This is a genomic window from Pseudomonas oryzicola, from assembly GCF_014269185.2.
Classification (GTDB): domain Bacteria; phylum Pseudomonadota; class Gammaproteobacteria; order Pseudomonadales; family Pseudomonadaceae; genus Aquipseudomonas; species Aquipseudomonas oryzicola.
Map to the genome: position 1 here is coordinate 422,812 of NZ_JABWRZ020000002.1, position 13,856 is coordinate 436,667.

Genomic DNA, 13,856 nt, shown 5'->3' on the forward strand with positions numbered 1-13,856 from the left:
AGCTCCCTCAAACCCACAGCTTCTTGATGTCACGCCCGCCGCAGGTCAGGTTGACCAGTGCACGGGTCACCATCACGGCAGTGAACATCGATGTGAAAATCCCGAGGGACATGGTGACCGCAAAGCCCTTGACCGGCCCGGTGCCCATGGCGAACAGGATGCCACCTACGAGCAAGGTGGTCAGGTTGGCGTCGACGATGGCCGAGTAGGCGCGGTTGAAACCTTCATGGATGGCACGCTGGACCGACATGCCCGCTGCCAGCTCCTCACGGATACGCGAGAAGATCAGCACGTTGGCGTCTACCGCCATACCCATGGTCAGTACGATACCGGCGATACCCGGCAGGGTCAGGGTGGCCCCCAGCAACGACATCAACGCCAGCAGCAACACCATGTTGCCAGCCAGGGCAATGGTGGCCAGCACGCCAAAACCGCGGTAGATGGCGATGATGAACAGCGAGACGAACAGCATGCCCCACAGCGATGCATCGATACCTTTGGTGATGTTGTCGGCACCCAGGCTCGGGCCGATGGTACGTTCTTCAGCGAAGTACATCGGCGCGGCCAGGCCACCGGCACGCAGCAGCAGGGCCAGTTCGGACGATTCGCCCTGGCCGTTCAGGCCGGTGATGCGGAACTGGCTGCCCAGCGGCGACTGGATGGTCGCCAGGCTGATGATCTTCTTCTCTTCCTGGAAGCTCTGTACGGCAACGTCCTTCTCGACACCGTCGACGGTCTGCTTGACGTAGCGGGTGACCGGCTTCTGCTCGATGAAGATCACCGCCATGCTGCGGCCGACATTGCTGCGTGTCGCACGGCTCATGAGCTCGCCACCATGGCCGTCGAGGCGAATGTTCACCTGCGGGCGGCCATGCTCGTCGAAGCTGGCCTGGGCGTCGGTCACCTGGTCACCGGTGATGATCAGGCCGCGCTCGACCGCGGCGGAACGGCCGCCTTCACGGAACTCGAACACTTCGGTGGTGGCCTTGGAGGCACCCGGCTCGGCACCGAAGCGGAACTCCAGGTTGGCGGTCTTGCCGAGGATGCGCTTGGCTTCGGCAGTATCCTGCACGCCCGGCAGTTCGACCACGATGCGGTTGGCGCCTTGGCGCTGCACCAGCGGCTCGGCCACGCCCAGCTCGTTGACCCGGTTGCGCACGGTGGTGAGGTTCTGCTTGATCGAGTATTCGCGGATCTCGGCGACTTTCGCCTGGGTCAGCGCCAGACGCAGCACGGCGAGCTCGTTGCGCTCGGTGGTGGTCAGGTCGAAATCATTGAAATTCTTGCGAATCAGGGCACGCGCCTGCTCGCGGGTGGCATCGTCAGCGAAGCCCAGCATGATGCCGCCATCCTGCTGAGGCAGGCTGCGGTAGCGGACGCGCTCTTTGCGCAGCAAGGTCTTGACCTCGCCTTCGTAGACTTTCATGCGCGCGCTCATGGCCTTGTCCATGTCCACTTCCAGCAGGAAGTGCACACCACCGGACAGGTCCAGGCCCAGCTTCATCGGGCTTGCGCCCAGGCTGCGCAGCCATTGCGGGGTGGTCTGGGCCAGGTTCAGAGCCACGACGTAGTCATCGCCAAGTGCCTTGCGCACTACATCCTTGGCTGGCAGCTGGTCTTCCTGACTGGTCAGGCGGATCAGCCCGCTGCCCTTTTCACCCAGGCTCGCGCCCTTGACGGCGATCTTGGCATCGACCAGCGCCTTGCTGACGCGATCGAGGTCGGCCTGGCTCACGTGCAGCGCCGAGCTGGCACCACTGATCTGCACCGCCGGATCATCCGGGTAGAGGTTGGGAGCGGAATAAATAAAACCGATCGCCAGTACCAGCACGATCAGTGCGTATTTCCACAGAGGGTATTTGTTCAGCATCACGCCGCCCGTTCAAGACGCGGGGCGCTTTGCGCGCCCCGACTGGAAAAATGAAACCGGTAACTCAGATAGCCTTGAGCGTACCTTTTGGCAGGGTGGCCGCAACGGCACCCTTCTGGAACTTCAGCTCGACGCTGTCGGAAACTTCCAGAACCACGAAATCATCGGAAACCTTGACGATCTTGCCGGCGATGCCGCCGTTGGTGACAACTTCGTCACCCTTTTGCAAGTTGCTCAGCAGGTTCTTCTGCTCTTTGGCGCGCTTGGCCTGCGGGCGCCAGATCATCAGGTAGAAGATGACCAGGAAACCGACCAGGAAAATCCACTCGAAGCCAGTACCGGCTGGGCCGGCTGCGGGTGCTGCGGCGTCCGCGTATGCGGCGGGGATCAAGAAGCTCATTGGGCACTCCTAATGTAATTTTCTAATAATGGATGCGGACAGTCAGTCCAAGGGCGGTACCGGAAGCCCGCGCTTGGCGTAGAAGGCGTCGACAAAGGCGGCCAATTTACCTTGTTGAATAGCCTCGCGTAAACCGGCCATCAAGCGCTGGTAATGGCGCAAGTTGTGGATGGTATTCAGCATGCTGCTCAGCATTTCGCCGCACTTGTCCAGGTGATGCAGATAGGCGCGGGAGAAGTTGCTGCAGGTATAGCAATCACAGGTCGGATCCAGCGGCGAATCATCGTGGCGATGGAACGCGTTGCGGATCTTGATCACCCCGGTATCGACGAACAGATGGCCGTTGCGCGCGTTACGCGTAGGCATCACGCAGTCGAACATGTCGACGCCGCGGCGCACACCCTCAACGAGATCTTCCGGTTTGCCTACCCCCATAAGGTAACGAGGTTTGTCAGCAGGCATCTGGCCCGGCAGGTAATCCAGCACCTTGATCATTTCGTGCTTGGGTTCGCCGACCGACAGGCCGCCGATGGCCAGGCCATCGAAACCGATATTTTCCAGGCCTTCCAGCGAGCGCATGCGCAGGTCCTGGTACATGCCGCCCTGGACGATACCGAACAGCGCCGCGGTGTTGTCGGCATGGGCGTTCTTCGAACGCTGGGCCCAGCGCAGCGACAGCTCCATGGAAGCGCGCGCCACATCGTGCTCGGCCGGATACGGCGTGCACTCATCGAAGATCATCACCACGTCCGAGCCCAGGTCACGCTGCACCTGCATCGACTCTTCCGGGCCCATGAACACCTTGGCGCCATCGACCGGCGAGGCGAAGGTCACGCCCTCCTCCTTGATCTTGCGCATGGCGCCCAGGCTGAACACCTGGAAACCACCGGAGTCGGTGAGGATCGGGCCTTTCCACTGCATGAAGTCGTGCAGGCCGTTGTGCTTCTTGATCACCTCGGTGCCCGGGCGCAGCCACAGGTGGAAGGTGTTGCCCAGGATCATCTCGGCGCCGATGGCCTCGATATCGCGCGGCAGCATGCCCTTGACCGTGCCATAGGTACCGACCGGCATGAAGGCCGGCGTTTCCACGGTGCCACGTGGGAAGGTGATGCGGCCACGACGGGCCTTGCCGTCGGTGGCCAGCAGTTCGAAGGACATTCGACAGGTGCGACTCATGCTTGATCCTCGGGCCCGCGTGGCGCCGGATTGCGGGTGATGAACATGGCATCACCGTAACTGAAGAAGCGGTACCCCTGCGCCACCGCCGCCGCATAGGCAGCCATGGTCTCGGGGTAGCCGGCGAAGGCCGAGACCAGCATCAGCAGCGTGGACTCCGGCAGGTGGAAGTTGGTGACCAGGGCGTCGACCACATGGAACGGCCGGCTCGGGTAGATGAAGATGTCGGTATCGCCGCTGAAGGCCTTGAGCACGCCGTCGCGCGCTGCGCTTTCCAGCGAACGCACGCTGGTGGTGCCAACCGCGATCACCCGGCCGCCACGGGCGCGACAGGCGTCGATGGCATCTACCACATCCTGGCTCACTTCAAGCCACTCTTTATGCATGTGGTGGTCTTCGATCCTGTCGACCCGCACCGGCTGGAAGGTACCTGCGCCCACGTGCAGGGTAACGAAGGCGCGCTCGACGCCCTTGGCGGCGATCTTCTCCAGCAGTGCCTCGTCGAAGTGCAGGCCGGCCGTCGGCGCGGCGACCGCGCCGGCGCGTTCGGCGTACACGGTCTGGTAGCGCTCACGGTCGGCGCCCTCGTCCGGGCGATCGATGTAGGGTGGCAACGGCATGTGGCCGACGCGGTCGAGCAGCGGCAGCACCTCTTCGCTGAAGCGCAGCTCGAACAAGGTGTCATGGCGCGCGACCATTTCCGCCTCGCCACCACCGTCGATGAGGATGACCGCGCCCTCCTTGGGCGCCTTGCTGGCACGCACGTGGGCCAGCACCCGGTGGCTGTCGAGCACGCGCTCGACCAGCACTTCCAGCTTGCCGCCGGAAGCCTTCTGGCCGAACAGGCGCGCCGGGATCACCCGGGTGTTGTTGAACACCATCAGGTCGCCCGGGCGCAGGTACTCGAGCAGGTCGGGGAATTGCCGGTGCGCCAGCGCGCCGGTTGGCCCATCGAGCACCAGCAGACGGCTGCCATGGCGCTCGGCCAACGGGTGGCGGGCGATCAGGGAATCAGGGAGTTCGAAGGAAAAATCGGCGACGCGCATGATGATGTTCGGTTCGGCAGGGCCGGGAAGTTTAGCCCAATGTGTGAAAATTGACCATGAAAGCCGATTGACCGACCAGCGGAGCCTCTCTATACTGCGCGCCACAAGCCCTGATGGCGGAATTGGTAGACGCGGCGGATTCAAAATCCGTTTTCGAAAGGAGTGGGAGTTCGAGTCTCCCTCGGGGCACCATCACATAGTTCCAAGCGGTCCCTACCAGACCCGGAACACCAGAGAAACCGGCCACTGAGCCGGTTTTTTTGTGCCCATCGTTCCCAGTGATTCCCTTGTAAGCCCCAAAGTATGTGAGTAGATTTGTGAGTAGGACGAGTTCGGTCCAGAATCCTACTCACACACCGACCGCAATCCAGCGCGGTTCGGCACTGCAAGGGAATAGCCGTGGCGCTCACAGATACCGCCATCCGCACCGCCAAGCCCCGCGACAAGCTCTATCGCCTCGCTGACGCCCAAGGCCTTTGCCTTGAGGTGACGACCGCTGGCGGGAAGCTCTGGCGCCTTCGCTACCGATTCGAGGGCAAGGCCAAGATGCTGGGCCTGGGCGCCTACCCCGCCGTTACACTTGTCCAGGCACGCGAGCGCCGGGATGCCGCGCGAAAGCTGCTGGCACAGGACATAGACCCAAGCGCACATAAGCAGCAGGAAAAGGCCGCTGCTGCCGCCCAGGTCTTGACGCTCGAAGTGCTAGCGCGGGAATGGTACGACTACAACCAGCCACGATGGGCGCCAGCCACCGCATCGAAGGCAATGCAGTATCTGGAGTCGGACATATTCCCGGTCATTGGCAAACGGCCCGCTGCCGAGGTGAAACGCCCTGAGCTGGTTGACCTGGTGCGCAAGATCGAGCGGCGCGAGGCATTCAACGTCGCCCGCAAGGTTCGCCAGTGGCTTAGCCAGATATTCCGTTTCGGCTTGGCAAAGGGCGCGGTACCCGGCAACCCCGCCACCGATCTGGACGTGGTAGCCGCGCACGCCCCGCGCACTCGCCACCATCCGCACGTATCAGAAAGCGAACTGCCCGAGCTGCTGGAGAAACTGGACGCGGCCCAGTGTGATATCACCAGCAAGATCGCCATTCGCCTGCTACTGCTGACAGCAGTGCGGCCAGGTGAGCTGCGGCTGGCGCCCTGGGACGAGTTCGACCTCGAGTCAGCCACCTGGACGATCCCTGCAGCACGGATGAAAGCACGGCGCCCTCACATCGTTCCGCTCCCACGTCAGGCCGTGGTCCTGCTGCGTGCCCTGCATGAACTGACCGGCTCCTATCCCCTCGCCTTTCCTGGGCGCAACAACCGGGCCAGGCCCATGAGCGAGAACACGGTGAACAAGGCACTTTCTTCGATGGGTTACGAGGGGCGCCAGACTGGCCACGGTTTCCGGCATCTGCTGAGCACCAGCCTGAACACCCGAGGCTACAACCGTGACTGGATCGAGCGGCAACTGGCCCACGGCGATCAAGACTCGATCCGCGACACGTACAACCATGCGCACTACCTGGAGCAGCGACGGGAAATGATGCAGAGCTGGGCAGATGAGATTGACGCCCTTTGCGCTGGCGCGAATGTGGTTTCTATTCGGAGCGCTTCCTGATGAGCAAGCTGAGCAAGTTCAAGAGCAGAATTTCGCCCAAAGAAGCTGCTGTGCTTCTTTCGCGCCTTATCGATGAGGAAGTGACCGAGAACGATATCTCAATGATGTATACCAACGGCTGGATAACTGCCAGGGTTAACTGCTTCGCCACCATCGTAAAACTAACACCGTTACTCGCCCCCGAGGAGCACGCAAAGCAAGTCGAGTTAGGCCGTTACTTTATGAAGCCCGGCGAAGATTGCGGGCTATGCGTAGGGTTTGACATACCTGCCGATCAAGTAGACATAGGAGACGGTGGTAGAGCCTATGTTCTAAGGGATGACGATGGCGGTTTCTATGCGCTTAGAGATCATGCAACGGAATCCTTTCTGAATGATATTCACGACAGCATGCCGCACTTCGAAGAGGGCTTCATATCACCCTCGGAAATATATGAACTGGCAGAGTCTGCAAATGACGACAAACCCGTTCAAGCACCAAAAGGGAGAGTCCGACCAAACGACAACTGTATATGCTCGATGACGCTATACAACTTCCCTCCTGGTGATAACCGGCCAATAAAGCAAGCGCCAGCCATTATGCTGCAGGCAGCACAAGAAGCCCCGTCATTTGCTCTCGCTGTCGCAGCGCTGGTCGAAATAGCAACCAACGGCGAAACCAAGAAACGCAACCAGTCATCCTTGATAGACGAGATACTCGACAAATACGAACTCCGCGGCCTGAGCAGGAGCAACCTGGAGAAAATGTTCTCTCAGGCCAACCGCAAGCTCACCGATGCGAGGGCGACGAAAATCTGACTGCAATTGCAACTGCAAAACTGATTTTTGCAGTTGCAATGACTCCCCAACCACGACCCGCCAGCATTGCCAACGTCGATTACCGAAACCGCCCAAGGAGGCGCAGACGATGGCTAACCCTACCAACACCTCCCGACCCGCTCGCCGCTTCATCAAGCGCCAGGACGTTGAGTCGATCACCGGCCTGTCCTGCACCGAGATTTACCGCCGTATCGCTGCTGGCGCTTTCCCCAAGCAAGTTACTCTCGGCCCGAAGTGCGTCGTGTGGATTGAGGCCGAGGTTCATGCCTGGTGCGATGAGCAGATTGCAGCCAGCCGCGGGGAGGTAGCGTGATGACCTGCCCTGGCTCCACTGATGCCCTTTCTCCTTACTCGTGCCCATATTTCTCACTCGTGCCCACTCACAGGGATGGGCACAAGTGGAAAAAATGGGCACGAGTAAGACTTGCACCCATCCAACGCTCGCTGTATCGTCCGGTTGTCGTTGCAAATTCAGCGACCGGGTTTGGCGACCCGTACAAATCAAGGCGCATAAGCGCCCCAACTGAATCTGGCGCTTTTTTTGTGCCCAGCATTCGGCTCTATGGTGGCTGTGCGCGGGAGACCTTCGGGTCTGCCGGGTTCCTTGATTCCCGGTTCGCCAACCTGCGTACAGCTGCCACCCTAAATCGTTTGGCGACGATCCGTGGCAGCTCCTCAAATCAAGGAGCTACAACCATGACCGCCCTCATTCCGTCCAAAATTCGCGCCCTTGCCCACCGCAAGATGGCCCTCAGCGCCCTCCGCGCAAACTCGTCCCTGTCCGTCCGCTTGAAGCGCTACAACCACCACATGGATCAAGCCCGCGCCCTGGAAGCCCAAGGAGGTGAGCAATGATCCGTGGTCCGAAGCAAACAGTGCTGGCGCCGGCCGTTCTCGCCGATTTCGAATGCCACCACCAAAACCAGGCCAGGGAGGCTTTCAAAAAGCTCGAATGTATCCTTACGGCGATGATTATCCCGGCTCTTGGTCAGCAGCATCCGATCTCGAAAGACCTCTACGCGCAGCTCGATAATGTCAAACTCGGCTCGCAGAACTTTTGCTGGCGGCACCGGCACATCGGCTATAGCTACAGCGCGACCGAAGTTGGGGGTGTTCAATGAGCTACTGGAACGATCTTCTGCCACGCCACGAAGCGCTGAAGAACATGACTCCCGGTCAGCTGAAAGCGACAGAGCAGGCAACTGAAAGCTGTGTTTCCGTACTCGCGCATGGGATATCCGGCATTGGTCACCTGCTGGCTTGTACAGCCTCGAACGACGACACCGGCCTGAACTCTGGAGCAGTAACTGATATAGGCTGGCTTCTCGAAAGCCTAGGCAGTCTCGTTGCTAACTTGTCTGACACAAGCGCAGCAGCAACTCTCCATTTGTCCGAAGTCAAACCCGGAGCATAGCCATGAACATCCAAAACGGTGCACATGCGCCGATGGGGTCGGCTTGCCTGGATAAAGTGCTTATCCGATTAGACAAAGTTAGGTCTGCTGGCGCCGACAAATGGAAAGCCTGCTGCCCCGCGCACAGCGACAAGCATCCCAGTTTGGCAATTACCGAAACTTCGGATGGTGTCGTCTTGCTCAAATGCTGGGCCGGCTGCACAACAAAAGAGATTGTCTCGGCAATCGGTCTGGATTTGCGAGACTTGTTTCCCGGCGATAAACAACCGCGGCGCGGCCCAAGCAAGACGGCAATTGAACATGAGCGCATGGTTTATCGAATCGGCCACCTTCTCCAGCGACAAGGGAAGTTGGAAGGTGACGACCTGGCGCGCTTCAACCTCGCCAAGCTGCGCCTGGGGGTAAAATGACTACAGATCGCTTTGCACAAGAATGGACCGAGCCTCTTAGCCCCATCAATCGTGAAAACGTAACCCCCCTATGGCGCGTCAATGCGGTTAAGGCGTCGACAATCAAGGCCGTTCCCATCCGCTGGCTGTGGCCTGGATGGCTGGCTAAAGGAAAGCTGCACATCCTCGCCGGCGCTGGCGGTACCGGGAAGACCACGCTGCTGATCGGTCTGATCGCCACCATCACCACTGGTGGACGCTGGCCCGATGGCAACCGTTGTAGCGAGCCGGGTAATGCACTCATCTGGTCGAGTGAAGATGATCCAGCGGATACGTTGATTCCCCGTTTAACCGCTGCTGGCGCTGACATGAGCCGCGTCTACATCATCCAGGGGCTCACCAACGCCAGGGGCGACGCCGATCCATTCGACCCAGCAAACGACATTGTCCGTTTGCGTGAGACGGCCAGCGAGATTGGCGGTGTGTCGCTTCTGATGCTCGACCCCATCGTCAGCGCAGTGAAAGGCGACATGCACAAGGCCAATGACGTGCGTCGGGCGCTGCAAGGCGTAGTGGACTTCGCCGAGCAGAACCTTTGCGCCGTGGTGGGAATTTCCCACTTTGCCAAGGGTGGCGCTGGCTCGTCGCCTGCTGATCGAGTTATCGGATCGCAAGCGTTCTCGGCGCTGGCGCGCACAGTACTGGTAGCCGCCAAGCAGGAAGACTCCGACCAACGCGTGCTGGCGCGAGCGAAGTCGAACATCGGCGCTGACGAGGGAGGTGTCTCCTACACCATCGAGCCATGTGACATCGGAGATGGGATTGAAGCTACTCGCGTGGTGTGGGGCGAAGCCATCGAAGGTAGCGCCCGGGAAATCCTAGGAGAAGCGGAGGCATCCAGTGATGAGGAGGCACAAGACCTGGATGATCCCAGCGACTGCCTCTACCGAATCTTGAAGGACAACCCCCTCGAAAGTAATGAAGCGAAAGCCCTGATGAGGCGCAATGGCTACACCGAAAAGCAGATTCGCCGGGCCAGAGAAAAGCTGTCTGTTGTCACCGCCAGAACCGGCAACAAAAAGGATGTGAAGTCGTTCTGGTCATTGCCCCAAGCGGGTGGCTCATTCGCGCCCTTTCAACCACTCGTGCCCACAGAATCCCACTCGTGCCCATCCTTTGGCGTGGGCACGAGTAACGAAAATGGGCACGAGTGTGAGGATCAGCAAGGAGATCCGCAGCCGGGCGCCGCGTCGTTTCCATCGCTGGATGATGACGCGGAGGACCTGTGATGGCTGCGCTCGACTACCTGCTGGAACGTGGATTTTCCGCAAAGAAGCAAGGTATGCGGGTGCGGATCTCCCCCGCCTCAAAGCTGACCGACGATGTGCGCAAGTACATGAAGGCACACCGGCTCGCACTGCTGGCCGAGCTGGCTGCGAACGATGGCCTGGAGCGCCGCTGCAACTGGACGGTGCTGGTCCCGGGGTGCCGGCCATTCACCATGATCAGCGAGCCAATTACCCGCGACGAAGCGCTGGCCGACGTGCGCGTGCGCTGGCCAGGTGCGAAGGTGGGGCCGTGACGAGACTCAGTGGATACCTAGGCGAGCAATCGGCGAGCGCTCGACGAGGTTGGCGCGAATCCCCGCTTCGGCAAAACACGGGATTTTCCCACCTTATCGGATGGCCCGAGCCCGTTCGCCACTGTGTAGAAAACGCCACAGTGTGTTGCTTTCGACACAGTGGCGCCCTGATCCGAATCGGCTCATTTGGTCTGATTCGGATCATCTGGCCTGGTTCGGTTAAACGACACCCTCAGTTTGAGGAGCAAACATGACCACCAAACACATCACCCTCAGTGACGCCGAGATACGCAAGCAGGCCGGCCAGCCAGTGCGCCAATTGCGTGACCCGCGTTACCCCGAGCTGCGATTCCGCTATTCGACCGTCGACCGCACCCGGGGCGCCTGGCACGTCGTTGTCAGGGGCAAGTGGGGCAAGGCCGGCGACTTCCCCAGCCTGACCACCAAGGCCATGCTGACCGCCCTGCCGGCCATCCTGGGGCGCCGTGCCGCAGATGCCGAGGCCACCTCGCTGACCAGCACCTGGAGCCGCACCGGGGAGCTGTTGGACTGGTACCTGGATCGCATGCTGCGCGATCGCAACCTGTCGGCCAAGCGCAAGGCCGGCGCGAAGTCGGCCATCACCTGCCACCTAGCGCCACGGCTGCATGACTTGCCACTGGCCGAGGTGAGCAAGGCCACGCTCGATCAGCGGCTCATGTGGCCACTGCAAGAGCGCTATGCCCTGTCGTTCGTGCGCCTGGTGTTCAACGTGCTGGCGGTGGCCATGCGCAAGGCGCACCGGCTTGGGATGATCGAGCAGAACCCCTTGGGCTCGCTGCGCTTCGGGGATTTCGTGGCGGTGCGGATCAAGCCGAAGTCGTCACGGCTGCGGGAGCGAGACTTGCCTGATCTGCTGGCCAAGCTGGCCACCTGGAGCGAGGCGCGGCCCGGTGGCGCCCTGCTGGCGCTGATGATGCTGTGCCACGGTACCCGCCTGGGCGAGACGCGCAGCGCGCTGTGGCGCAACGTCGATCTACAGGCCGGCCAGTGGTTCATCCCCGCTGACGACACCAAGACCAAACAGAACCACACCCTGCCGCTCACCCGCCAGGCCTGTGCACTGTTGAGCCGCTATCAGACCCAGCAAGCCGCGCAGGGCTACCAAGGGGCGTACCTGTTCCCAGCCAGCCGGCGCGGGCCACTGGGCGCCACGGCAGCGAGCCAGGTGTTTGCCGAACTGAGCAACCGCCAGTGGACCAGCCACGATGTGCGCAAGGTCGCCCGCACCTGCTGGATGGACCTGGGCGTGGATTACTTGGTGGGCGAGATGCTGGTGAACCACGCCCTGCGCAACATGGACGCGACCTACATCCACACCACCGCCGAAGCCCTCAAGCGCCAAGCCCTCGAACGCTGGCACGACCATTTAGACGGGCTCGGGTTGAGCGCACTCACAGGCGAGACATACCCGAGATACGCAATTTCACAAGATTCGACACAGGCCACAGACCACGCGGCCCCTAGCGAAATTCAGGATGCATCACAGAGGAGCATGTAAATCATGGTGGACGTTGAACAGGACGTTACCGAGCGGTTGGCCCAGGCCGGCATCACGCCATTGATTGGGGGCCTGGTACCCGAGCCGGCCACGGCAGACCTGCTGGGATATGCCCCCAGCTACCTGCGCCGCCTGGCTGCCGAGGGTCGCTCACCGCTTCCATTCGTGCGCCGCGGCAATCGGCGGTTCTACAAAATAGCCGACATAGTGCGCTTTGCGACGGATACCGACTGAGGACGTCGAAGTTAACCGCTGACCGGGGTGTGCGTGCGCGCATAGGGTAGAGGACATCAACTCAACACCCCGGAGAATCCTATGCCAGACCCGTATCAGCAGGACGTCAGCCAGCCAAGATCGGTGCGCAGATCACCGAGTTCAAAGAAGGCCTCAACACCAAGCAGGCCGAGCTCAGCGCACGCTTGCTCGAAACTGAACAGAAGCTCGCCTCTGGCCGCCACGGTAGCCCAGCCCCTAGCGGCGGCACTGATCGCAATGTCGTCACCGCTAGCGTTCTCGAAGCAGACGGCGTAGGCGAAATGCGCAACGGTCGCCAGAAGTCCACCGGGCAAATCAATTGCGAGGTGGGCATCCGCGCGGCGATCAGCCATACCCAACTATTTAAGCCCATTCAACGAGCGCTCAACCAGATCGCTCACAGCCGTGCCCTGCTGCGCCAGATGGAGGAGCGTGAGCGGCTGAGCAAAGAGATCGATCGCCTATTGGCCAGCGGCCTGAGCGCAGAAGCGCTGGAGCAGATCCGGTCGGCGCCGCCGTACAAAGCACCGGACTACTGAGGGGGGGCGGGTCGAAAGTCTGGAAGGTCCGCCGACCTAGACCGCCTCCGACCCCACGCACAGATTTTTCCCCGTTTAGCAAAAAATGTTAATCCGACGTTAACACCATGCCGAACGTGCATAGGGCTGGAAGCCACGTAAACAGAGGCGTACAGGCCGATAGCGCCCTCTGACGGACGTTAACAGGGTTAACACCTTTAACACCAAAAAGTTAACGCCTTAACACCCACGAGTTAACACCCGGAGGCTTCCCGCTGATGATCACTCAACCAGTTCCATCCACCTTTCAAGAGCGTTTCGCCCGAGCCTGCGAGGTAGCTACCTTCACCCTGGACAAAGGCGGCCCCTGCTATCTGCTGTGGGAAGTCGATCATGTCCAGGCCGGCCGAAGGGTGAAGCTCGATGGCGTGTTCTTCACCGAGGAGGAGGCACGCATATCCGCTGACTTGTTGCGTGGCACCCTGCGCGGCGCCCGCGTTTCCATGTCGAGCTATGCGCCCAATTGGAACCCTTGCTCTGCCCGAAAGGCTTCCATTCGCCTGGAAGCACTGCAGTGCCGCGAAATGCTCGCCCGGCGTCTGGGCGTGCACCTGGCTATGCCACAAGAGGCGGTGTGATGACTGGGACCGTGATCGACTATGCGCCAAAAACCAAAATCCGCCTGGGCGGTTTCTTGGGCAAGAAATACGGCAAGCACCATCACTTCGTGCTAGAGCGCGGTGACGCAAAAGAGGCCGCCAAAGCGCTGGATGCGAACTATCCGGGCTTCGCCCGTGACCTGGCTGAAGCTGAGGGTCGCGGCCTACGCTTCGCCGTGTTCAAGAATGGCAAAAACATTGGTGAGGGTGACCTGGAACGAGGCGGCGCACGGGAGCTCTGGTTTGTCCCCGTCATTCACGGCAGTAAGCGGGGCGGTCTGTTGCAGACTGTGCTTGGCGTAGCACTGATCGTCGCCGCTTCGTTCGCCACAGGCGGCCTAGCTGCCGGCCTGATGGGCGCAGGGATTGCCAACGTAGCGGGAGGGGTTCTGCAGATGCTTAGCCCACAGGCTAGCGGACTAAGCCACAGCGGCTCGCCCGAGAACCTAGCGAGCTATGCCTTCGGCAGCGCCAAGAACACCACAGCCAGCGGCTTACCAGTGCCAATTTGCATCGGCGAGCGGCGCTGGGGCGGGGCCATCATCTCGGCATCGATCATGGCGCAGGACAAAGCTTAAACT

General features: G+C 60.9%; 18 protein-coding genes and 1 tRNA gene. 15 read left to right on the top strand and 4 right to left on the bottom strand.

Going from position 1 to position 13,856, the window contains the following annotated elements; all coding sequences use genetic code 11:
- Nucleotides 1-7: 7 nt before the first annotated feature.
- The 4 genes from secD to queA all read right to left on the bottom strand — a co-directional run bounded on the left by secD (nucleotide 8) and on the right by queA (nucleotide 4,492).
- Entirely contained in the window at nucleotides 8-1,870 is a 1,863-nt protein-coding gene (gene secD, locus HU760_RS20030) for a protein translocase subunit SecD (RefSeq protein WP_186673521.1), read from the bottom strand.
- A 64-nt stretch (nucleotides 1,871-1,934) separates the two neighbouring features.
- On the bottom strand, nucleotides 1,935-2,270 hold the full coding sequence (gene yajC, locus HU760_RS20035) for a preprotein translocase subunit YajC (protein WP_186673523.1): 336 nt from the start codon (nucleotides 2,268-2,270) through the stop codon (nucleotides 1,935-1,937).
- Between the two features lie 42 nt (nucleotides 2,271-2,312).
- Nucleotides 2,313-3,428: a tRNA guanosine(34) transglycosylase Tgt gene (gene tgt / locus HU760_RS20040; protein ID WP_161959640.1), complete on the bottom strand. Its 1,116-nt coding sequence runs from the start codon at nucleotides 3,426-3,428 to the stop codon at nucleotides 2,313-2,315.
- A gap of 14 nt (nucleotides 3,429-3,442) precedes the next feature.
- Entirely contained in the window at nucleotides 3,443-4,492 is a 1,050-nt protein-coding gene (gene queA, locus HU760_RS20045; RefSeq protein ID WP_186673525.1) for a tRNA preQ1(34) S-adenosylmethionine ribosyltransferase-isomerase QueA, read from the bottom strand.
- A gap of 107 nt (nucleotides 4,493-4,599) precedes the next feature.
- Here queA and HU760_RS20050 point away from each other — a divergent pair.
- From HU760_RS20050 to HU760_RS20120, 15 genes are all read left to right on the top strand, one after another.
- Nucleotides 4,600-4,684 (top strand) — tRNA-Leu (locus HU760_RS20050).
- Between the two features lie 207 nt (nucleotides 4,685-4,891).
- Entirely contained in the window at nucleotides 4,892-6,100 is a 1,209-nt protein-coding gene (locus HU760_RS20055; protein WP_186673526.1) for a tyrosine-type recombinase/integrase, read from the top strand.
- Nucleotides 6,100-6,897 (top strand): hypothetical protein, encoded by a 798-nt coding sequence (locus HU760_RS20060; protein ID WP_186673527.1) that lies wholly within the window; start codon nucleotides 6,100-6,102, stop codon nucleotides 6,895-6,897. Before HU760_RS20055 ends, HU760_RS20060 begins: the two co-directional genes overlap by 1 nt.
- Before the next feature lie 109 nt (nucleotides 6,898-7,006).
- Nucleotides 7,007-7,231, top strand: coding sequence for a helix-turn-helix transcriptional regulator (locus HU760_RS20065; RefSeq protein WP_186673529.1), 225 nt, complete (start codon nucleotides 7,007-7,009; stop codon nucleotides 7,229-7,231).
- Nucleotides 7,232-7,614: 383 nt separating this feature from the next.
- Entirely contained in the window at nucleotides 7,615-7,773 is a 159-nt protein-coding gene (locus HU760_RS20070; RefSeq protein WP_186661797.1) for a hypothetical protein, read from the top strand.
- Complete coding sequence (locus HU760_RS20075) at nucleotides 7,770-8,039, top strand: hypothetical protein (protein WP_186673532.1); 270 nt, start codon at nucleotides 7,770-7,772, stop codon at nucleotides 8,037-8,039. Before HU760_RS20070 ends, HU760_RS20075 begins: the two co-directional genes overlap by 4 nt.
- Nucleotides 8,036-8,332 carry a hypothetical protein gene (locus HU760_RS20080; RefSeq protein WP_186673534.1) on the top strand — a complete coding sequence of 99 codons (297 nt, stop codon included), beginning with the start codon at nucleotides 8,036-8,038 and terminating at the stop codon, nucleotides 8,330-8,332. Before HU760_RS20075 ends, HU760_RS20080 begins: the two co-directional genes overlap by 4 nt.
- A gap of 2 nt (nucleotides 8,333-8,334) precedes the next feature.
- Nucleotides 8,335-8,742: a virulence-associated protein E gene (locus HU760_RS20085; protein ID WP_186673536.1), complete on the top strand. Its 408-nt coding sequence runs from the start codon at nucleotides 8,335-8,337 to the stop codon at nucleotides 8,740-8,742.
- A complete protein-coding gene (locus HU760_RS20090; RefSeq protein WP_186673539.1) occupies nucleotides 8,739-10,010 on the top strand; it encodes an AAA family ATPase in 1,272 nt (423 codons plus the stop codon). Before HU760_RS20085 ends, HU760_RS20090 begins: the two co-directional genes overlap by 4 nt.
- A complete protein-coding gene (locus HU760_RS20095; protein ID WP_186673541.1) occupies nucleotides 10,010-10,303 on the top strand; it encodes a hypothetical protein in 294 nt (97 codons plus the stop codon). The genes HU760_RS20090 and HU760_RS20095 overlap by 1 nt, the downstream gene beginning before the upstream one ends.
- Nucleotides 10,304-10,553: 250 nt before the next feature.
- Entirely contained in the window at nucleotides 10,554-11,843 is a 1,290-nt protein-coding gene (locus HU760_RS20100; protein ID WP_186673543.1) for a tyrosine-type recombinase/integrase, read from the top strand.
- A gap of 3 nt (nucleotides 11,844-11,846) precedes the next feature.
- The gene (locus HU760_RS20105; protein WP_081874717.1) at nucleotides 11,847-12,077 is read left to right on the top strand and encodes a helix-turn-helix domain-containing protein; all 231 of its coding nucleotides are present in this window, start codon (nucleotides 11,847-11,849) and stop codon (nucleotides 12,075-12,077) included.
- A 302-nt stretch (nucleotides 12,078-12,379) separates the two neighbouring features.
- On the top strand, nucleotides 12,380-12,637 hold the full coding sequence (locus tag HU760_RS20110) for a hypothetical protein (RefSeq protein WP_225932876.1): 258 nt from the start codon (nucleotides 12,380-12,382) through the stop codon (nucleotides 12,635-12,637).
- Between the two features lie 257 nt (nucleotides 12,638-12,894).
- Nucleotides 12,895-13,254, top strand: coding sequence for a hypothetical protein (locus tag HU760_RS20115; protein ID WP_186673545.1), 360 nt, complete (start codon nucleotides 12,895-12,897; stop codon nucleotides 13,252-13,254).
- Nucleotides 13,254-13,853 (top strand): tail assembly protein, encoded by a 600-nt coding sequence (locus HU760_RS20120; protein WP_186673547.1) that lies wholly within the window; start codon nucleotides 13,254-13,256, stop codon nucleotides 13,851-13,853. The genes HU760_RS20115 and HU760_RS20120 overlap by 1 nt, the downstream gene beginning before the upstream one ends.
- Nucleotides 13,854-13,856: the final 3 nt, after the last annotated feature.